16 protein-coding genes and 1 pseudogene are annotated in these 19,501 nt (G+C 57.9%); 1 reads left to right on the top strand and 16 read right to left on the bottom strand.

What is annotated here, in order from left to right; translation table 11 throughout:
* Positions 1–1,209, top strand: a 1,209-nt coding sequence (locus Q7S58_RS10320; protein WP_304824570.1) for a molybdopterin dinucleotide binding domain-containing protein, incomplete at its 5' end; no start/stop codon positions are given.
* 236 nt (positions 1,210–1,445) lie between these two features.
* Here the strand turns inward: Q7S58_RS10320 and gmd are convergent.
* The 16 genes and pseudogenes from gmd to Q7S58_RS10240 all read right to left on the bottom strand — a co-directional run.
* Positions 1,446–2,366, bottom strand: a pseudogene (gmd, locus tag Q7S58_RS10315) (GDP-mannose 4,6-dehydratase); the annotation flags it as partial.
* Positions 2,367–2,417: 51 nt separating this feature from the next.
* Positions 2,418–2,780 carry a cupin domain-containing protein gene (locus Q7S58_RS10310; protein WP_304824564.1) on the bottom strand — a complete coding sequence of 121 codons (363 nt, stop codon included), beginning with the start codon at positions 2,778–2,780 and terminating at the stop codon, positions 2,418–2,420.
* A 39-nt stretch (positions 2,781–2,819) separates the two neighbouring features.
* Entirely contained in the window at positions 2,820–4,193 is a 1,374-nt protein-coding gene (locus Q7S58_RS10305) for a UDP-glucose/GDP-mannose dehydrogenase family protein (RefSeq protein WP_304824561.1), read from the bottom strand.
* A 28-nt stretch (positions 4,194–4,221) separates the two neighbouring features.
* A complete protein-coding gene (locus Q7S58_RS10300; protein WP_304824557.1) occupies positions 4,222–5,223 on the bottom strand; it encodes an NAD-dependent epimerase/dehydratase family protein in 1,002 nt (333 codons plus the stop codon).
* Between the two features lie 12 nt (positions 5,224–5,235).
* Positions 5,236–6,489, bottom strand: coding sequence for a glycosyltransferase family 4 protein (locus Q7S58_RS10295; protein ID WP_304824554.1), 1,254 nt, complete (start codon positions 6,487–6,489; stop codon positions 5,236–5,238).
* Between the two features lie 63 nt (positions 6,490–6,552).
* Positions 6,553–7,485: a methyltransferase domain-containing protein gene (locus Q7S58_RS10290; RefSeq protein WP_370655496.1), complete on the bottom strand. Its 933-nt coding sequence runs from the start codon at positions 7,483–7,485 to the stop codon at positions 6,553–6,555.
* Between the two features lie 79 nt (positions 7,486–7,564).
* Positions 7,565–8,299 carry a class I SAM-dependent methyltransferase gene (locus tag Q7S58_RS10285; protein ID WP_304824548.1) on the bottom strand — a complete coding sequence of 245 codons (735 nt, stop codon included), beginning with the start codon at positions 8,297–8,299 and terminating at the stop codon, positions 7,565–7,567.
* Positions 8,300–8,511: 212 nt separating this feature from the next.
* Positions 8,512–9,459, bottom strand: a complete 948-nt coding sequence (locus Q7S58_RS10280; protein WP_304824545.1) for a sulfotransferase domain-containing protein — start codon at positions 9,457–9,459, stop codon at positions 8,512–8,514.
* Between the two features lie 8 nt (positions 9,460–9,467).
* On the bottom strand, positions 9,468–11,039 hold the full coding sequence (locus Q7S58_RS10275) for a lipopolysaccharide biosynthesis protein (RefSeq protein ID WP_304824542.1): 1,572 nt from the start codon (positions 11,037–11,039) through the stop codon (positions 9,468–9,470).
* A 133-nt stretch (positions 11,040–11,172) separates the two neighbouring features.
* Positions 11,173–13,554 (bottom strand): right-handed parallel beta-helix repeat-containing protein, encoded by a 2,382-nt coding sequence (locus Q7S58_RS10270; RefSeq protein WP_304824539.1) that lies wholly within the window; start codon positions 13,552–13,554, stop codon positions 11,173–11,175.
* A 79-nt stretch (positions 13,555–13,633) separates the two neighbouring features.
* Positions 13,634–14,905, bottom strand: a complete 1,272-nt coding sequence (locus Q7S58_RS10265) for a hypothetical protein (protein WP_304824536.1) — start codon at positions 14,903–14,905, stop codon at positions 13,634–13,636.
* 52 nt (positions 14,906–14,957) lie between these two features.
* Positions 14,958–15,614, bottom strand: a complete 657-nt coding sequence (locus Q7S58_RS10260; protein ID WP_304824533.1) for a class I SAM-dependent methyltransferase — start codon at positions 15,612–15,614, stop codon at positions 14,958–14,960.
* 108 nt (positions 15,615–15,722) lie between these two features.
* Positions 15,723–16,553, bottom strand: a complete 831-nt coding sequence (locus Q7S58_RS10255) for a class I SAM-dependent methyltransferase (RefSeq protein ID WP_304824530.1) — start codon at positions 16,551–16,553, stop codon at positions 15,723–15,725.
* A gap of 181 nt (positions 16,554–16,734) precedes the next feature.
* The gene (locus tag Q7S58_RS10250; protein ID WP_304824526.1) at positions 16,735–17,454 is read right to left on the bottom strand and encodes a bifunctional 2-polyprenyl-6-hydroxyphenol methylase/3-demethylubiquinol 3-O-methyltransferase UbiG; all 720 of its coding nucleotides are present in this window, start codon (positions 17,452–17,454) and stop codon (positions 16,735–16,737) included.
* Between the two features lie 153 nt (positions 17,455–17,607).
* Positions 17,608–18,693, bottom strand: a complete 1,086-nt coding sequence (locus Q7S58_RS10245) for a hypothetical protein (RefSeq protein WP_304824521.1) — start codon at positions 18,691–18,693, stop codon at positions 17,608–17,610.
* A gap of 133 nt (positions 18,694–18,826) precedes the next feature.
* The gene (locus tag Q7S58_RS10240) at positions 18,827–19,492 is read right to left on the bottom strand and encodes a lytic transglycosylase domain-containing protein (RefSeq protein ID WP_304824518.1); all 666 of its coding nucleotides are present in this window, start codon (positions 19,490–19,492) and stop codon (positions 18,827–18,829) included.
* Between the last annotated feature and the right edge of the window lie 9 nt (positions 19,493–19,501).

Raw genomic sequence — 19,501 nt, 5'->3', positions numbered from 1 at the left:
ACCACCTGGGAGGCGCATCGCGAGGTCGGCCTCGGAGAAGTTTGGGAAGAGGACGAGTTCTGGATCGAGCTATCGTGGCGGATCGATCTCGACGGATCGCTGGGCATCCGCAAGTACTTCGAATCGCCTTACCGGCCCGGCGAAAAAATGGCCGTCGACGAGTATTACCAATGGATATTTGAGCACAGCGTGCCCGGTCTGCCCGAGGCCGCCGCCAAGTTGGGACTTACTCCGCTCGAATACATGCGCAAGTTCGGCGCATTCCTGGTAGAGGACAACACCTACCTTGCGCACGAATCGGAACTCGCCCCAGCCGCCCTCGCGAACGCGTCGATCGATCCGACAACGCGCGTCGTGCGCTCTGGCAGCGAACGCGTTGGCGTGGAAATCGACGGCAAGGTGCACGCCGGTTTTCCAACCCCCTCGCGCAAGCTCGAATTCTATTCAAAGACTCTCAAGGATTGGGGATGGCCCGAGCACGCGATTCCGGGCTACATCCGCAGCCACGTCCATTTTGCGCAGATCGACCGGGCTAAGGGCGAGATGCTGCTACTGCCGACGTTTCGGTTGCCGACGCTGATTCACACGCGCTCGGGCAACGCGAAGTGGCTATATGAGATATCGAACAGCAATCCGCTTTGGCTGCATCCGATCGATGCCGAGAAATTCGGCGTCGCCACCGGCGACCTTCTGAAGATTCACAGCGAGATCGGTTACTTCGTCGACAAGGTGTGGGTGACCGAGGGAATTCGCCCGGGCGTTATCGCTTGCTCCCACCATCTGGGGCGCTGGCGGCTAGGCGAGGATGCGGCCGGGTCGCGCTGGGCAACCGCGGTGGTGAATTTGACCCAACTCGCCCCCGGCCAATGGAAGATGCGCCAAGTGCACGGCGTGCAACCGTTTCAGAGCGACGACCCCGACTCCGCACGCATCTGGTGGGAAGATGCCGGCGTGCATCAGAATCTTATTTTTCCTGTGCAACCCGACCCCGTGAGCGGTCAGCACTGCTGGCATCAGAAGGTTTACGTCGAGCGTCCTGGCCCCGATGATCGCTATGGCGACATCTTTGTCGACACCGAGCTATCGCACCAAGTTTACCTGCGATGGCTAGCGATGGCGCGGCCGGCGCCTGGGCCAGAGAATCTCCGCCGCCCGCTCTGGCTCCCACGCGTTTATCGGCCGGACACCGCCGCGTTCTATTTCACTTGAGGCGCTATCTCCGCGGCGCCTGGCGGCTATGACGTGCGGCGCTCCACGCTGATCCGGCGAACGAACACCAAGGCTGGCGCGATTCAGCCGCTAGGCATCGCAACATTATCTAGCAAGATGAGGAGAGCGGGATCCCGCATACCCTATCCCGCCACACGCTTTTCCCTTTCGGCCAGATCCAAATCGGCCTGGACCATCATTTCAACCAACCGGGGAAAGGTCACTTCTGGCTTCTAGCCTAGAATGCGGCGCGCCTTGGCCGCGTCACCCAGCAGCAGGTCAACTTCGGCGGGCCGAAACAACCGCTGCTCAATCTCGACGTATTTCCGCCAGTCAAGATTTAGACGATCGAAAACCGCCTCGAGAAATTCCTGGACGGTATGGGTCTCGCCAGTCGCAACCACAAAGTCGTCCGGGCCCGGCTGCTGCAGCATCAACCACATCGCCTCTACGTAGTCGCCGGCAAACCCCCAGTCACGCTTGGCGTTGAGATTGCCTAGCGCGAGTTTTGATTGAAGTCCGAGCTTGATGCGGGCGGCACTGCGGGTGATTTTGCGGGTAACGAAATTCTCGCCCCGGCGCGGTGATTCGTGATTGAACAGGATCCCGTTGACCGCGTACATCTTATAGGCTTCGCGATAGTTCACGGTCTGCCAGTAGGCGTACACCTTGGCGCAGGCGTAGGGACTCCTCGGATGAAAGGGTGTCATCTCGTGTTGGGGACTCTCCGCCACCTTGCCGTACATCTCGGACGACCCTGCCTGGTAGTAGCGGACCTCGGAGCCGGTGGTTTGAATATGGTCGCGAATCGCCTCGAGCAGCCGCAAGGCGCCGACGCCTACAACGTCGAAGGTGTATTCCGGCTGATCGAAGGATATCCGCACGTGCGATTGCGCCGCCAGGTTGTACACCTCGTCGGGCATCGCGATTCCCAGGATCCTCCGCATCCCGGTTCCGTCGCCCAGGTCGCCGTAGTGGAGTTGCAGATTGACGGATCGAGCGCCGATGCTTTCGCGCAGATGATCGATGCGCGCCGTGGTGAACATCGAGGTCCGGCGCATCATGCCGTGCACCTCGTAACCCTTGCTTATCAGGAGCTCGGCGAGATATGAGCCATCCTGTCCGGTAACACCGGTAATAAGCGCAACCTTGCTCATCGCGCGTCTGACTTGGCTGGTTACCTGACTGCCATGCTCGGACGCGGTGCTTCAGTCACCTTTGGCGATCCGGTGCGAATCGCTATTGAAGTGCTGGGTTGAGAATTCGAACAGTTCCGCGTCTTCCAGCGCAACCATCTGATGGACCAGGCCGGGAGCTATGTCCATGCAGTCTCCGGGGCCTAACTCGAACTCTTCGACTTCCACGGCCTCAGGCGATTCCTTGATTCGAACCATAAGACGGCCTGCGCGGAGGTAAAACGATTCGGTCTTGAGCTTGTGGTAATGAAGCGAGCAGCGCTTACCCTTCTTGATTTCCAGAATTTTGCCGCAATAGAGCGGATTGTTGGCAATCCATACTTCCCTGCCCCAGCCCTTGGGCTCGATATGAACGGGCTTGCGCGCTCTATTCATCGGTCATCTTCTCCGATTCTTGACTTAAGGCGCCTTCGGTCAACTAAGGCGGCTGAGATCCCACATCGCGGCGATACGGGCCGCACCGGCAGTTTCGCCGACCGTGGAGCCAACCGAAAAATAGTTCACCCAATCGCAGCCGGCCAGTTCGTCGCGAAGAATCCGCCAGCAGTCGAACACGATGGTTGGCTTTTCGCCGCGCGGCAAATCGCTTTTCTTGATAGCGCGAAATTCGCGGCATGGATTGGCGATGATCAATGCGTTGGACCGGCGCAGACACTCGGCCATCGTTTCCGCGTACTGCACCGAGTGATTCAGCACCCGGCGCGCGTTGTCCATCGCGAAAGGATCGAAGACTATTACCTTGCGTCCGTCGGACGCTAACCGCTGCGCGATAATCAGGCCCTGTGACTCTTCGACCACGTTGGTGTCGGGCTTGTAAGCCACACCTAGCACGCCGACAGTCATCTCGGGCGATATGGCGGAGCGAACGCGCTTAAGCAGCCGGTCAAGCTGTACCTGATTGGTCTTATCGGTGGCATCGGCGAGACTGGCGTCGCATCCAAGTTCGCGCGCGATGTAGCCAAGCGCCTGGTTATCGCGCGGAAAGCACGGGCCGCCGTATCCCAGCGCGCCGGTCAGATAGCGTCGGCCAATTCTCGCGTCATTGCCGAGCGCCGCCGTGACGACATCGACGTCCCCGCCGGGCAGCTCTTCACAGATCGCAGCCAGCATGTTGGCGAAGGAGATCTTGGTAGTGACGTAGGTATTGACCGAAATCTTGGTGAGTTCGGCATTGACGAAGTTCATGCGGCGCACGGGCGGATGATTGTCGCAGAAGCGGCTATAAAAGTCCTCGAGCAGAACGCCGGTCTTCGCGTCGGATTCGCCCATCAAGATGAAATCAGGATTGAGCAGGCCATGGATCACATCGCCGAGCGCAATGAACTCGGGATTGTAGCAAACGCCGAAATCGCGGCCGCATTTCTTGCCGGAGGCTTTCTCAAGCGCCGGCACCAGCGCTACCTGCGTCGAGCCGGGCAACACGGTGCTGGTTATTATGACGACGTGAAACCCGGCCTTGTTCGCGAGCGCGGCCCCGATCGACTTGAGCGCCTCGAGCACGAAGCTGAGCGAGAATTTGCCGTCCTGATCTGACGGAGTCGGCACCACCACAAAGGTCATGTCGGTCTGGTTGATAGCTGACTGGTAGTCCGAAGTGGCCTTCAGGCGCTCCCGGTTAGCGGAAATCATCTCCGCCAGGCCGGGCTCGACCACCGTCGGCAGGCCGTCATTGATCAACCGGACGTTGCGCGGATTGGAGTCCACGCCAACTACCTGCATCCCTTTGCTCGCGGCGCTGGCTGCGATGCACGCGCCGAGTTTGCCGAGTCCTACAACCGATATCCCCATATCTCTCTCCGCGTTTAAAGTCTTACTCTCAGCTGGCACTACGGAAGGCCCCCTCGCCGTTCAGCCTGATGCGTTCGCGGACCTGGTTTTCGATCCACTTGTAGGTTCGCGCAAGGCCGTCCTCGAGGCTGATTTTCGGCTCCCATCCGAGTACCTGGCGCAACCGCGTATTGTCGGAGTTCCTTCCGCGGACTCCTTGCGGTCCTGGAACATGCTTCTTGGTTATCTTGAAGTTGGCCGCGTGCGCGACGATGTCCGCTAGTTGATCGATAGTCACCATGCGATCCTGCCCGAGGTTGAGCGGCTCGTGGTAGTCGGAATTCATCAGCTTGCAAATTCCGATTACGCAGTCATCGATCATGCAGAACGAGCGGGTTTGGAGTCCGTCGCCCCAGATTTCGATTTCAGGATGTCCGGTGAGCTTGGCGATCGCGATCTTGCGGCACATCGCAGCCGGCGCCTTCTCGCGGCCGCCTTCCCAGGTGCCGAGCGGACCGAAGATGTTATGAAACCGCACGATGCGCGTCTCGATACCGTAGTCTTCGCGGTAATGAGTGCATAGCCGCTCGGTCACCAGCTTTTCCCATCCGTAGGCATCCTGCGGCATAGCCGGGTATGCATCTTCCTCGCGGAGAGGCGTGACGTTGGTCTCAGTCTGCTTGAATTCTGGATAGATGCAGGCCGACGAAGTATAGAGGTAGCGCTTGACCCCGTTTTCCCGTGCAGCATCGAGGGTGTGAATGTTGATCAGCGAATTGTTGTGAAGGATTTCGGCGTGATGGCTCGAGATGAAGCCCATCCCGCCCATATCTGCCGCAAGCGCATAGACCTCGTCCACACCCTTGGTGGCCGCAAGGCAGTGTTCCCAGCGCCTTAGATCGACCTGCAGAAACTCGTCGGCATCTGCTGGAGTAAATTCGGGGCGCTTAAGGTCGGCTCCCCGCACCCAGTATCCCTGCTGCTTCAGGTAGGTGACCAGGTGATGCCCGATGAATCCGCCCGCTCCGGTTACTAGTGCTCGTTTTGCCATTTCTCCTCCCTATTAGGCTGCTTGCTGTCGAAGGTCGCCCCCTCTCACCAGAGCAGCGAGTGTCGACTCCATAACTGGAAGTATGCGGTGACGGTCCCAATGCTCGCGCGCGTAAGCTCGACCGCGTTCACCCATCTTCATCCGTTCGGTTTCGTTATCCTTGAGATAAGTCACGGCCGCAGCAAACGCGTCGGGATCCTCGGGTGTCACTACAAGTCCCGCGCCCACGCCACTTACTATCCGCGCTGCTTCGTTCGTTACGGAGATCGAGGCGATAACCGCACGGCCTGCGGATAAAAAGTCCACTGTCTTTCCCGGGAACAGGATATCGCCGACTGACGACTTCTCGGTGATCACGCAGACATCGGCGGCTCCCAGCATGTCCCAGAAAACCTCCTTAGGTTGGATCGGCAGGAAACGAACATTGCTGAGACCTAATTCCGCCGTGCGTTGTTGAAGCACTGGACGTGCCGCGCCGTCTCCCACCAGCACATAGGTAATCGCCGAATTTTGGCGCGTGCGCGCGGCTGCCTCGACTACCACCTCGAGTCCCTGCTTCACACCGATGTTCCCGGAATGCAATACGATGAATTGACCTTCGAGATTGTGGGTGCGGCGGAAGCTCTGTCCGCCTCTATGGGCGGGAATGTCGAACAAAGGTTGGTTTGCGCAATGCGAAAAGATCACAACCTTTTCGGGCGCGATCCCTTTGGAAATAATCTTCTGCCGCATCCCTTCGGTAAGCGTCGGGATCAAGGCAGCGTTGCGATAGGCGAAGCTCTCAAGGGCGTAGAGGAATCTCATCACCGGCGCCGGGAGCATATTGAGGTGAGCAGCCGTATCGGGCTGCATGTCGGCCACGTAAAAGACATATGGAATTCTCCAGCGATGGCTTAGAAGGTAAGCGGACACGGCAAGTCCGAGCGGCGCCGACACAATATAAAGCAAGTCTGGCTTTTCCTGCCACATAGCCGTCACCAACGAAGAGGCTATAAACGAGATTTCATGCAGGATGCGGCCCATCGAAGTGATCCGTTGCGGCACGTACAGAGGCGAGCGGACTATCTCGACCCCGTTGTGTTTCTCGCGCATGAAGTACCGCCCGCGATACTCTTCCCGTGGCCGCCATTCTGGATAATAAGGAAAGCCCGTACAGATTGTGACGTTGTGGCCTCGCGATGCGAGATACTCGCATCGCCCGGTCACGAACATAGCGTTACCGGTTTCGTCCGGCCAGTAGTTGCTGCCTAAGAACAGTATTTTCATAGCTTCACGGAATCCGATCGACACTCGCCATGAACCGATACGGAGGCTGCGACCGGCGAACTATCATGTGCCGGTCACGCGAGTCGCAGTTACTCCCAGGCGATTGCCCCAACGCCCGATCAGAAGGTTGCTGAGGATCACCGCGCCCTGCGATACGCCCAGCAGACCCGGCTTGGATAGAAATTCGATAAGGCGGCCAGGATTGTGCTGATAGTACATCACATAGCGCTGAGCGCTAACCACCTTGAAGCCCGCCTGTTCGAGAAATTGCGCGATCTCATGCCGGCGCATTCTCGCGACTCGATTGCCCGCTTCTTCCCGTTCCAAAGCCAGCCCCAGGTAGATGGCGATCTTGGTAGCTATCGCGTCGGCTGGTTCGGTCACTGAGATTGCCGAACGAGCCACCCGGGTCATCTCCTTGAGTCCCGCGAAAGGGTTCTCGATGTGATGCAACCCGTCGTGCACATAAGCTACGTCCACGGCGCGATCGGCGAACGGCAAACGCTCGACGTCGGCGACGATCGGTTCGATCGCGAGGCCGAAACGCCGCGCACGCTCGCTGGCGCGCTTGGCTGCGCCGAGCGAGAGGTCCGATGCTATTACGCGAGCGCCTCGTGACGCGAGAAATTCCGCGTCCATGCCGGAGCCGCCGCATACCGTCAGCACGGTCGATCCATCAAGCAGCGATTCCAGGTTGGCGATACTTTTGCGAAATTTTTCGGCGTAGTACCAGCTATACAGCGCAGGCGTTCCCCGCGGGCGGGTTATCTCAAACTCCGGTTCGACTTCATTGTCGAAGAAGTCCTTCTGCCGCTCGCGCTCATTGTGTGTATGATGGCCGTTATGATGGTCCAGTTCGTCGTGCTCGGCCGCCTTAAGATCAAGCAGTAGCAGTGGTATGCCGTCTACGATGGGATAAGTCTTCACGCAACTCTCGCAACGCAGATCGTGCGAGGTCGCTACCAGACTTCCGCGGCACTGCGGGCATGCCAGCATCGCATGAAGTGGTAGCTGAATTCTGGAGATTGCGGCCATCTAAGTGACTTCCTGTTAAACGCCCGGCGATGAAGAGTTGCTAGTTCGCGTTGCGCGGTTCGGTTAGCGATGTAACATCTGCTGGTGGCTTTGCGGCTGCATTCGCGCTCATAGGTTTGCGGCCGTCGATTACCATAAAGTAGCCGAGCCGCTGAGGCACCAGCGAACACATCCACTGCGGCAGAAATCGCTCGCGCCCGATACGTAGGTCGTAAATAGTGACAACCGGCGTGATCCTGACGTCCTCGAGCGTGGAGAACATCGCGCGCGCTTCGTCTTCCGTGAAGGCCTTGGTACCGGGGCTTTCCAGATGCGATGCCATAATATCTGCGAGCGGACGCGTGGGTCTTCCTTTCAAGAAACCGTACATTAAGTACGCCTGGAGCGCGACCAGCGATTTCCGATTGTATATCATCACTACTATGCGCCCGCCCGGCTTGGTCACACGCACTATCTCTTTCGCTGCTAACGCGGTGTTCGGCGAGTGATGTATAACTCCCCACGAGTACACCAGGTCGAAGGTGTCGTCAGCGAAAGGCGCGGACTCGCAATCGGCAACCATCGCGGACCCGGCCGCCTTGTGATGCCGTAAGCGCTGTGTCGCAAGCGTCGCTCCGGCATGCGTAAGGTCCAAGCCGAAGGTATGAGCGCCATGTCGTGCAAACATCGACAAATCGGAGCCCGTTCCGCATCCGACTTCCAGCACCGACTTGCCGCTCCATTCGTCGAAGCGCGCGAAGCGCTGGATGAATGGCTCTCGTTGATAACGAACCATTTCCGTGCGATCAAAGAATTCGGGAGTGCCCGGCGCCGCCTCGCCGGCGAGCGATGAGCCACACGGCCTGTTATCCCAGTACCGTGAAACCTGGAGTTTGTCGTTAGATATCATGACGCCTCAGAGTTATTGGTAAAGTTGATGGGCTCCAGTGCGAAGTTCGAAACGATCATCGGTTCGCAGCCGAGGGTTCCGGCCGCCTCGAGGTGTAACTAGGCACCGTTAACCGAGTATCCATACCTGTGCAAAACCGGAAAGGTCAGAACTTCTACAAGACGACGGTTCATCGGAGCCAGCCGCGCCCGCCACTCGTCGTCAACCCGGAGCTTGACCAGCCCAGTGCTCATTCGGTCGGGATTTCCAGCCACCGTATGGTTCACGCTGAGCTTCACTTCGCTATCGCTCACGAAGGGAGTGGTCGCGGGGGTCTCGCCGAGCAAGCGAAAGATTGAGTCCAGCGCAGCTTTAGGATGTGTTGCGAACTCTTCATAGCTGAGCCTTAGATACGGTCTCTCGGAGCGCTGCCAAAGCATTTCCGATGCAATGTTCTCCATCGCCCAGATGAGAGAACTCGTTACCAGCCCGAAGCGAGTCATCTCGCTGGGAGCTCCCGTAACCTTGCGCATGTCCGGACGCGACTTGCTCTTTTGCCAGGAGTACGCGACCGCGCGCGGGTCCCGCACGAGATGCACCACGTATAGTTCGATGCCCGGTACCTGTGAAAGCAGGTAACTGTAAGCAGGAACCTTCGATGAATCGACGATCACCCGGCATCCGGTCTGTTTGACGATCGCCTTGTACACCGCCGCGATTCGATCGACGTGCCGTAGCGTCATCGATCTGAGCAGCTTTCGCCCTCCGGGCAGTAGAATTAAGGGGGTGGCAAGAGTTCGCGCGGATTGCCGGATGTTTCTGACGTCATCGCCGCCATTACTATTGTCACCACCTACCGAGTTCCTGATGATGTCTCCCCACACCGGACAATCGTCCAGCGGCAAGCCACACCCGCACAGCAAGTGCTGAGCGAGGGCGCGGTCCCACAAGACCCGTATCTCTCCGGCCGAGAAAAATCCCTCGACTTGTCCCAGCATGCGGTCAAGGATTGTACTGCCGCTGCGTCCAGCCCCGCACACGTATAGCAGCTTTACTGACTCCTCCATTTTCCTCTTCACTTAACTACGTTAAATAACCGGGACCGAATGAGTGCTAGCAACTCGCTATCTTCGAGATCGAGTCCCAGCGCCGGAAGAGCAACCGCGAATATCGCGACGCTGCAGACGCCCATCACGATGATCGTGACTTGCGGCGAGGCACCAAGGCTCGAATGCAAGGCCACCAGAAAAGCGACGCACATCGCGGCGATAGTCAGCCCCTTAAGATAACGCCTGTCAAATGGCCAAAGACCTAGCACCGAGCGCAGTTGCAGCAACATGAAAATCCACATTCCGCCGCCAACCAACGTCGTCCCGAGAGCTGCCCCTACAGGGCCGATGCGCGGTATCAGCAGGAAATCGAGACCTACAGTCACGGCGACCGCCACCGCCGAAGCCTGGATCAGACGCTTCTGCTGACCGGTCATCACTGCCAGAAAAAACACCGCGCCCGTCGCTACGTTGATTAGCTGTCCGACTGCGAGAACGGCGAGAATCAGCCCGCCGCTCCGGTAGTGTTCGCCATACAAAGCCGCCATGAAATCGCCGGGCGCGACCCAGATAACCGCAAATAGCGGCAAGCTCAGGTAAAGCGCCCACTTGGTACTGACTTTGAAAAGTTCGTTCAGCCGTTCAATCTCGCCGTGATGGTATAAGTCAGCGATCATCGGCGTCAATGCCATACTGAAAGCGCCGACGATCGTGACGAACTGGTTGGAAGTCTGCGCGGCCGCCTGATAAATCCCGACATCGCGCGCAGCCCAAAAATACGCCACCAGGAAGCGATCGAGGCCGTAGTAGATATTGGTCAGGCCTACCAGCGCTCCGGTTGCAAGCGAGAACCTAATGAGCCCGCCCGAATCGCCGACTGCTTTCACGGCAGGTGATAGCAGGACCGGGAACAGTTCGCATAGACAATAGGCTGCGACGCAGGCCGCGAGCGTAAACGATATCGAAACCGCCAGAACTGCGCCGTGGACTCCCCATCCCAGGTGAAAAAATACCAGTATCAGCAGCAGCGTGGATACCGGCGGAACCAGCTCCTCGGCCAGCACGCTGCGTCTCATGTTATGAGAAATCCTCGTGGCCGCACCCATCGTCTTCAACGCAGCAGCCATCAGGATTGCAAGCGCAAAACCTCTAAATACAAAGGTCAGTGCGGGCTTGCGGAATATATCGTTTGCCAGCCAGGGCGCTAGTAGAAAACATCCTATCGCCAGGATCGACCCGGCTAGCACAGTGTAGCCGACAGATCTGAACAGCACCCCTTTGAACCGTCCGGCGTCGTCGTGCAAATAGCGGGCACCGAAATAGATGACGCCCTGATCAAGCCCCAGCGGTGAAATGACGGCCGTGATAACAAACAAAGTAAACCCAACCGCATACAGGCCGTAGCCGGCGGGTCCTAACAGCCGGGCAAGCGCGATCTCGACCGACATCCTAAAAGCTCGTCCCGCCAGCCGTCCGCCGAGACTGACAATCGCACCAAGGGCCAGCGTGGACGATCCGATTTGTGCTCGGGCAGGACGTCCCGCTGGCTCGATGTCTTCTACCTGGACCGGCGGAAGCCGCTCTGAAAGTTCGCTCATCCTGTCACTGTCCCGGCCGGCGAATCACGAGGTTCTTATCTTCAGCTACGAGCATTTGAGACGGCATCATTCCGAAAAACCTCAGTAAGAATAACGAGGTAACACTAGTCTTGTCGCGCAGTATCAGTCGTGCTCAGTTCGCGGCGGGAATCTCGAACGGATGAAATCCTACGCCGGGCGCGGGGGATCCTGCTCGCAAGCGAAAGTCCCCGGCTTCGGCATTCACGAACAGCGGATCGCTTACAATCGAGTGCTGATCCCATCCACCTTTGCGCCAATGATCGACAAAAGGCTGAATCGCTGCGTAACCGCCAGTGCTCCAGTAAATGTTGTAGTCCATGGTCGAAGGCCCCATGTTGTTGCCGAAGCCCTGGTAAGCAGGGTCGAAGATAGGCATCTCGAGAATCTCGGACAAAGGACTGCGAGGTTCCTTGATAACTCCCAAATCGCGCAAATTCATTCGTCCTTTGTGAGCCGCTGTCAGGACGGCATCGCCGGGAATCCCCTTGAACAGGAATATATTCTGAGTCGCGACCTGTCCGCCGTCGCTCGCCCAAAACTGAAAAAGCCTGCTGCTCAGCGCCAGGATATTGTTCCTTACCTGGTTGCGACCGGTATTGTTCAGGTATAAGGCGGCTCCAATTCTCGGCGAGGCAACCTCCGGACAATCGTAAACAACGTTGTCGCGCACGGTCGTATCGAGCTGCTCCGCGTCAAGGTAGATTCCATACGACATCTCGCGATGGGAGCGGTACACGCGATTGTGTTGAATGACCGTGTGATGACTCCAGCCGGCGTAAATCCCGCCGCCGTCGTCCAGGATCTTCATCATGTCACTGACGACGTTGTCCTTTATGAGGACGCTGCCGGGAATAAACTTCTTGACGCTATCGATTGTAAGAGGATCGTCGCCGATTTCGCCTTGGCGAAGTGCGAGACTCGGATTCGGCGGCTCGACAACGCCCTCCGGCGAAGCCATCTTACCTTTCGGATCGAGTCTATGTGTGCGAACCCAACTAACCGGGTAGCCGCTTACCAGAATTCCGCAGAATGGTAAGTCGTAAATCTTATTGTCTTGGACAGTAACGTGTCCGGCCTGCAACAGTGTAACACCGGATCCGCGCCAACTACTCTGGGCGCAATGATGCAGGCTATTGCCGGCAATCAGGTTGTCACGATTAACGTCGTGCGTACCGGCCTCGTAGCCTTCAAATGCGATCGCGCTCCCGCCGCAGTCACTGATCTCGTTGTTTAGAATTCTGATGCGCTGGGCATAATAAGTCGCGCGCACACCCATCCCGCCTACGTTTGTGATGCGGCACTGCTCGATGCTGCAGTCCTCGACTCCCGATAGCAACACTGCCGCATCCTGGGTCTCGAACTTGATCAGCCGAAGCTGCGGTCCAGGGGGAAACGGTTGGTCCAAACGGCGCCGGTCAACGTGTGAAATCGTAAGGCCCCGGATCCTGACGAACCTGACCAGCTCTCCACGCCCCTCGAATCCTCGCAACTCGATCGCCTCAAGCAGCCGCGGAGCTACTACTTCAGCGGTGTTAAGATCGGTATTGGCGGGTGGCCAGCAGTAAACCTTTCCTTTGTCCGCGTTCACACTCCACTGGCCGGGGCGCACGATCGCTCCAAGTACATTCTCGATTCTGAAATAGTCACCGTTCCTATACTTTTTCAGAACAGAATCCTTTGCTGCATCCGCAAAGACAAGAGTTCCGGATCGCACGTCGAGGTTTGCAATCGGGGCAAGAAAGTTGACCGGATGAGAGCCGATGAACGGCACCATGTTCACTTCGGCGCTCGTGATGTCGGCGTAGCGTTCGACCGTACCCGGAGCGAAGTAGAAGCCGTTGATCACGCCCCGCGCCGGCGTTGCGCGCGGCCATTGACGCCAGTCGTCCGTATTCGGTGCGGCGGAACGAGAGAGCGATCTGCCACTCAGCCACAGATCGTTGAAGCGCCATCCCGGTGACACGTCGGCTACAAAGACTTCGCCCCTCGCGGCCGGCGACACGCTATCCGCCTCGTTGCCGAGCTTTCGCCAGCCTGTTATCCTTTGGCCGCCGCTAAGCACCGGAGTCTCCCCCGGATAAGCTTCGTAGGTGATCGGTGCCCGCGACGAACCGGAATCCCCAGGTGTCAGAACTAGCGGACTTTTCAACTGATAGGTTCCACCGCGAATCTGCACGTCTACCGGACCGTCTAGTCTTTCGGCAGCCTTGAGACTGCGAATCGCATCGCGAGCCCTTTCGATGCTGGCGAATGGGCCGTCGCCACCGGCTGGCGCGGGACGGGTTCCGCTCCACCTATCGTTCCCGTCATTGGAGACGTAGAACACGTACTTCGCAGAAGCTGGAAATGCTACAGCGACTATTCCCGATCTCTCGGCTGCGGTTCCGGCCTCGAGCTCGGATGCGAAGTGACCTGCGGCGCCGCAAGCTCCGGTGATAATACCCACTAAAACCAGAGCACGCCAACCTTTACCAATCGAGCTAAGAAGGTTCACCTATTTCGCCGATTCAGACTGTACGAGTTTTATCCAGATATTGGTATGCTGGGGCGTGCGTGGCATTAGGACTCGAGACTCAAACTGCGCTCGAAGGCCGTGCAAGTCGTATCGGCTTGTACGCAGTCTCGGTGGTAGATCCCGAGTCAAACAAGAACATGACCGCCTCGAAGAACATCGAGTAATACACCAGCCTGAAGCTCGACCTCAAATTATATTGCAAGGTCATAAGTACAAGCAGGGCGGAAAACCCGAACAGAACCAGAACGGGCAATATCTTCCCCTGTCTTACCCACCGCCTTATCTTGCGGTCCGTGTGTGCGAAATACATCCCAAGCAACAGATAGCAGGTTGCGCCAGCGACAATCCCATAATTCATTAACTCGCCCAGGCCGTTGTAAGGCGAGAAAACGTTAACCATCAAGCGGTGGGCGATCAAGTACCAATCCGTCATCCTGCCAGGCAAGGGGTTGGCCGAAGTAAGCAGGTAACTGATGCTGAGCGGGTGAGACTCGCCTACATAGCCGGTCATCGAAAAGGCGATCAAAATGCTTCCGACAACGTGCTTAAAAAGGCCCCGCACGCCGAAAATCCCTTCTATTTTTCGCAAAGCGGCAGCAAATGGAATCAGCCCCTGCACCGGTAGATTGCGCAAGGCCAGCGGAATCGGCAGTAGCGCGGGAGAACTGAAAAGACTCAGATACAGCATTATACGAACAGTTCTCGATTGAGGACGCGCGCAGAAGCATCCAACTGCGAACAAGACCGGCACCAGCGCCATCAGGCGCGTCGCCATGGAAAGCGAAACCACGAAGTAACCTATCGCAACGATGGTCGCAGCCAGCCTGATCAGCGTGCTGCGGAAGGCGAGCGCGCCGTAGCCGCACGCCGTAATCCCAAGCGGCGCGAGCGCTTTCCCGATTATCTTGGTAATGTTGTGGCGGCCGGTCAGGTATTCGATTCGATAAAAAAGCTCCTTGAATCCTACCCCGAAGATCAGGAGCAGCAGGGCGAATGCCACACCGACAACCAGGATCGCGCCGCCGCTGCGCTCCTTCGATGGCTTGAAGACGACTTTGCCTTCGTGGCTCCCATTAAAAAAGAGTTCCAGGTAGATGCCCGCCGCGAATGCGAGTAGCAGAAGCAGGAACCAGGCAAAGGCGTGGTCTAACGTCCTCTTGGGCAAGTAGAACAGGAACGACTGTCCCGGCACTCCGCTGCCGAGGGCCAATGCATACCTGCCTAAAATCGCCAACGGCAAATAGACTCCGATGACGAGCCAGACCGGTGAAAGAGGCCAGATAGGAAGCCTTTTGCGGAGCCCCAGCAGCGCCAGAGTCAAAGCAATCACTTCAAACGGTATAAGAGCCGGTGGTATCACGACACGATTGGCGAGTGCGCTTTCATTTGGTCGCTGTGAGAAGGATATTGCCGGAAAGGAACTCGCGCACAATATACGAGGACGATCTTCGGTCGAGCAGGTTGCGCAGCCAAGGCCGCGCGCCCTCCAGATTCACCAAGGCCCGCGACTCGACCTTTTTGAATCCTGCGTCCAGAAAAATTTCTCGTAGATCGGAATGAGTAAAGTAGTGGATGTGCCCGTTGTCCCACGGCCCGTCGATATCGATACTATCTCCGGTGCGCGGCCCCCTGCCCCGCATGACCAGTCGCTGCAGATGCCCCAGGTAGCGGAGGTTAGGCGTCGTGACCAGGGCGATGCCATCGGCTTTGAGCAGCCGCCTTACCTCGTCGGCCAGATGGCGGGGATCGGCCAGATGCTCGATCACCTGGTTCAGGAAGACCGCATCGACACTCCCTGCTCTTAGCGGGAAAGGCCGATTTAGATCAGCCAACACCATGCTCCAGCCGACCCGCGTTCCGGAACGCATCCTGAAGCGTGTCAGGCTGCCGTCTATTCCGATCGCGATCCGATACCTGGAATGGAATTGATCGAGTGCGCCGCCATCCCCACATCCGAGCTCGACCAACACATTTCCTCCGCTGAGATAGCGGTCGAAGCGTCGATAGAGCCGGGCTTTCCTTTCCACCTCGCCCGGCAAGACGGGCGCAAACGGAGCGTCCGCGATTGCACTGGCAATGCCCTGAGAAATCTCCGCGACCTGGGGTCTGGGTCCGAATGAGCCCAATTTATGACTTATTGCCGCCGGCTATAGCCCGCGCACAACACCCCGAATCGCTCCCGGATGCTCGCGCTTACTCGCCGCGGCCGCTTCTCCGGCTGCATTGGCACGCTTGAATGCGGCTCCAATCCCGGCACCCGGGTACCAATGCCGAAGAGGCTTTTCCTGGAAGTAAAGGAATTCTCTTCCAGTTCGATCGGCAAACTCCAACAACTTAGTGGTTAGATGCGCATTGTCTCCGAGCACTATCGAATCGTCGCTCAATTTATTGCTAATCGTCTCGTACTCGGCGGCTTCGTAGCCTGCCGAATGGTCGCTGTCGTTAATGAAAAGATCGATCGGTTCGGAAAACGACTTCAACGTTTCGATCGAATCACCGTAAACAATCTCGCCAAACTTCTGGTACTCGCCGCATAGCAGGTAACCCGCGTCCGGATTTATATCCAGACCGTAGTAGTAGCCCGGGTAACCTTCTTCGGAGTTCCTTGATAGTGCGGCTGTAAGGACGCAGGCGCCGAGCCCCTTGTCCACGCCGGTTTCGATCACCACTCTTGGCCTGTTCGCTCTTACTATCGCATACCAGCCAAGCCGTCGGGCGTACCTTACGCTCGAATCGGCGAAGCTTCGCAGCAGACTGTTGCTCGTCACCTGCAGGATATGAGCCGCCAGTCGTTTATCATTTTCGAGTTCCGCGATGTATCCGCTCACCTCCGAATACGACTTGCCCGTAATCTGTGCGACGAAGGCGGCCAGGTACTGTCGATTGGTGCTATCGAGGTCATAGGTGAAGTTAGTGTACTCGCGGGACTGCACCAGCCAGATAGCGAGCTGCTTAATCGGATCGCCGACGTACTTCATCGCGGGCTTAATCCGCATCGGAACCATGATGACGCGCCCCAGCAGCCGAGTGCGCGCAATGAAATGCTTCAGCCGACTCTTAGCGGGAACCATGTCGATCCTTATGCACTAGATTTTCCCGCTTGAATTCATCGTCGATCGGCGCTAGCAAGAACGCCCTGGTCTCGTAGAGGAAAAAGAACTATTTCGTGGCATCGATCAGGTAGTGAGTCGCAAGGTTGAAGTGCTTGCCCCTCAGCGCCCAGTCTTCGTAACCAAGGTAGATGCGCTGAAGAGTCCTGGAAAAGCGGAAGTACGAAGCACCGATATAAAATGGAACTACTTCGAACCTTGTCCAATGACTCAGCATTCGTTCCAGCGCGGTTTGCCAGCAATGATCGTAGTAGGCGGGAAACACGGTCTCGGGGTCGCGTCCGAGCAGCTTGCTCATCGCCCAAACACCCACGCGGGCAGGCACGACCTGATTAATAAGGCCATAAGTCGAGAATGCACCGGAGAGCGTAGCGATTAGCCTGCCTCCCGGGCGCAGATAACTGCGGATGTTCTCGATCGAGGCGTCCAGCGGCTTCACATGTTCGAGGACCTGCCAGCTTAGCACCAGGTCGAAGCGCCCCTCGAGTTCGGGTACCTTCCGGGTGATATCGCTAGCCCAGCTGCCGTCATAGGATCCGGGCGGGGCCTTGGCGAGTTCGGCTGCCGACAAATCCAACCCGGCGTAGTAGCAATTCGGCGAGCGCCGATCGCGAGGAAAGGTTGGTTTTCGGCCGGCGCCGACATCAAGAACGGCGCATTCGCCCTTCAAACTGCGCTGCACCAACTCGTCAAACGACTGTCGCCATACGTTGTACCTCGGCGGAAGAATTCCGGCGACCTGCGCTTGGGCGTTGCGCTCCCTAATCATCGATAGACGATCCTGCGTTTTGATGATCCTTATCCTGATCCGACCAGATTCGGCGATTTATCGGTCCATCCGCAACCGGGCGGGCCCCCGTCCGGACCATCCAAGGCGACTTTCGATTAAGTGGGTCAATCCGGTTGAAAACAAGGTGGCGAGCTAGTTCGCGGGCCGCGACCTGGATTCGTCGATCGACCTGTCATGCGCCGCGCCGTCCATGTCATTCGCGGTCCCTCGATCAAGCGCCTGGTCGGCCTCGCGAAATGGCACATATACGTTGGCGTGCAGCTCAAGCACGACGAGCGCGAGAAATGGAACGGCGAGCGCGGCGATCAGGCAAAGCAGCAAGGGGTTCGGTTTGTAGATGTGCTGCGGGACGTAGGGTGGATCCGTCACGGAGAAGGCAAAATCCGCCTCAGCCTGCGCAGTTTTTTCCTGCTGAATCTCCTGTGCGATGATCTGCGCCACCTGCTGTTGCACCAGCGGATCGGGAGTTTGCTGCAATGCTTCCTGGAGCGATTCGATTGCCGCGCTGGTATTCTCAATCGTACGCCTGCGCAACTTCTCCCTCAGATCATCGATATAGTAGCCCAGAATTTTCTTGGCGGTCTCAGGGTCACGGTCGAGAAATGTCAGCGTGAGATTTCCCTGCATGCTGTCGTAGTCAACCGCGAAGCGCCGTTGCATCTGTTCGTACCAATGCCACATGCGATCGGTCGAGCCAGGGTCCGGCGCGACGAAAAGCCCGACCACTGCGTTCAACAGGCGGTCAAACGGTTCGAGCAGCCTAGTTACGAGGGACTTATGATCGAGGATAGGACCGAGATTATGCCGCTTGATGAGTGCAACCGTGAGATCGTGTGATTGCATCAGATCGACGTACTCACCGGCGTCGCTCGGCAACTGTTCGGACAAGCCAGCGGACGAGGAAATCATATTGCCCAGCGCCGCGCTGAAGGAGGAATTCCCGAGCATCATTGCCAGCGGCGAAACCGGGCCTTGCTGCGATGCCGGCCTGATCATTGCCGTCGCCTGATACCAATGGCTCATCACGAACTCAGACATCACAAAGGTAATCAGCACGCCGAGAGCTGTGGCAATCGCAATTCGGCGCCACCAAGGTCTGATTATCAGCCAGTGTTCGAGCAGGTTCGAAGTGAAATAACTCGGTTCTTTCACTCCTCGTTTCACGATCGAGGAATGAGCCGAGGAAGGACTTATATTCTGCGGAACGATTTTCTTCATCAGGTCCTGCGCGTTTTGAACTGTACGGACGCGGGTCCCAGGATCCGGTGAGACATTGCGCCGCGCACTCGCATCGCGAAGTGTCTCATCGCCTCAAGCGGCCGGCTTACTTGAGTGACCCCCACGGCAATTTTCATCGAGCCCGTTCCAAAGCTGCCCAGCGCTGCCGCTTGAGCGCCTGAAGCTGATCGAGAGCCTTTGCGTCGGAGCTTTCCGCGACCGATTGATCGGCGTGCGCGACGCCCTTGATAGGCATCCGCGATTTGGCCGGCCTGATCAAACCGATCGTTCGCGATGAACCGTCGGTCCGAAGCGGGACCCCGTCCAGCAGGTAGGTGACCAGCACCCGTCTCACGTATTCCTGCGTCTCGGCATAGGGCGGGATTCCGCCGTACTTGGCGACTGCGTTCTCGCCGGCATTGTACGCAGCTAACAGCTCGGGCAATTGCATTTGCGGGTGACTGAGCCGCCAGCGCCGAAGATGATCCAGAAAGCGCGCCGCGCCCAGTGCGTTCTCCACCACGTCGAACGGATCGTCCACGCCGTACTGTGCCGCGGTGGCAGGCATCAGCTGCATCAAACCCTGCGCACCCTTGGGAGATACCGCCGCTGGATTCCCGTTCGACTCGACCTTGGCGATCGCGATCAGCAAGTCCGGATCGAAGCCATACATCCTTGCCACGACCCCGAGCGCAGCCCGTTCGTTCACCGGCTCGGCCGCAACCGCCGATCGCCCCGTGATCAGCAATGCGCCGAGCAGCATCACGCCGGCCGCTGCTATGTATCCGCGCTTCGACACGCCTCCCCT

It is taken from the genome of Candidatus Binatus sp. (assembly GCF_030646925.1).
Classification (GTDB): domain Bacteria; phylum Desulfobacterota; class Binatia; order Binatales; family Binataceae; genus Binatus.
This window is presented reverse-complemented; position numbering and strand designations above follow the sequence as displayed.

Coding starts and splice junctions, on each gene's coding strand:
- Q7S58_RS10310 (WP_304824564.1), bottom strand. CDS start 2,780: ATGAATAGAGCGCGCAAGCCCGTTCATATCGAGCCCAAGGGCTGGGGC.
- Q7S58_RS10305 (WP_304824561.1), bottom strand. CDS start 4,193: ATGGGGATATCGGTTGTAGGACTCGGCAAACTCGGCGCGTGCATCGCA.
- Q7S58_RS10300 (WP_304824557.1), bottom strand. CDS start 5,223: ATGGCAAAACGAGCACTAGTAACCGGAGCGGGCGGATTCATCGGGCAT.
- Q7S58_RS10295 (WP_304824554.1), bottom strand. CDS start 6,489: ATGAAAATACTGTTCTTAGGCAGCAACTACTGGCCGGACGAAACCGGT.
- Q7S58_RS10290 (WP_370655496.1), bottom strand. CDS start 7,485: ATGCTGGCATGCCCGCAGTGCCGCGGAAGTCTGGTAGCGACCTCGCAC.
- Q7S58_RS10285 (WP_304824548.1), bottom strand. CDS start 8,299: ATGGTTCGTTATCAACGAGAGCCATTCATCCAGCGCTTCGCGCGCTTC.
- Q7S58_RS10280 (WP_304824545.1), bottom strand. CDS start 9,459: ATGGAGGAGTCAGTAAAGCTGCTATACGTGTGCGGGGCTGGACGCAGC.
- Q7S58_RS10275 (WP_304824542.1), bottom strand. CDS start 11,039: ATGAGCGAACTTTCAGAGCGGCTTCCGCCGGTCCAGGTAGAAGACATC.
- Q7S58_RS10255 (WP_304824530.1), bottom strand. CDS start 16,553: ATGAAGTACGTCGGCGATCCGATTAAGCAGCTCGCTATCTGGCTGGTG.
- Q7S58_RS10250 (WP_304824526.1), bottom strand. CDS start 17,454: ATGATTAGGGAGCGCAACGCCCAAGCGCAGGTCGCCGGAATTCTTCCG.
- Q7S58_RS10245 (WP_304824521.1), bottom strand. CDS start 18,693: ATGAAGAAAATCGTTCCGCAGAATATAAGTCCTTCCTCGGCTCATTCC.